Genomic DNA, 679 nt, shown 5'->3' on the forward strand with positions numbered 1-679 from the left:
GTTTTGGGCGGGTCAGGCGATGCTCAATGCCTAGCTCCTCGCAGAGCTGATCGAACTGATGCCTGCCGGTCGGCGTACGCTCTCCCCGTGTGATGAAGCGATCCGTGAATTCCTTGCCGTTGTCGGTCAGGATCGTTCGGATACGGAAGGCAGCGGCCTTGTGCAATTCCTTCAGGAAGCGCCAGGCGTCGGTAGCGCTCTTGCTGGCATAGACACGCACCAACACCCAGCGGGTGGCGCGATCAATGGCCACAAACAGGTAACGCCGCGTGGTTTCGTCCGCCATCTGCGGCAGGGGTACTTCACATCGATGTGGACGAAGCCGGGCTGGTAGGCCTTCAACGGCTTGGTCCTGGGGCGATCCACGCTCAATGCCTCGCGCGCCGACACTCCATGGCGTTTGAGCATGCGGTGCAAGGCAGCGCGTGAGATGGTCGGATGGATGAACTCGCGTACGACTGCCAGCAGGTCATCCAGCGAAAGGCCCAGGCTTTTACGCAAGACGAGCACGATGGACTCCTGGGCCGGCGTCAGCGTGGTTTGCAGTCGATGAGGGGTATGGGAGGCGTCATGAACCGATGCACGCTTCTTCCAGCGGGCTGGTGGTGCAGACACTCACGCCAAAGCGCTGGGCCAGAACCCTCATGGGCTCCTTGCTGACCTGGATCTCGGCGCGGAT

General features: G+C 61.7%; 1 pseudogene. It reads right to left on the reverse strand.

Annotated features, from left to right (window positions below):
- Window positions 1-679, reverse strand: a pseudogene (locus Tchar_RS13610) (DDE-type integrase/transposase/recombinase); the annotation flags it as partial.

Source organism: Tepidimonas charontis (genome assembly GCF_007556685.1).
GTDB lineage: Bacteria > Pseudomonadota > Gammaproteobacteria > Burkholderiales > Burkholderiaceae_C > Tepidimonas > Tepidimonas charontis.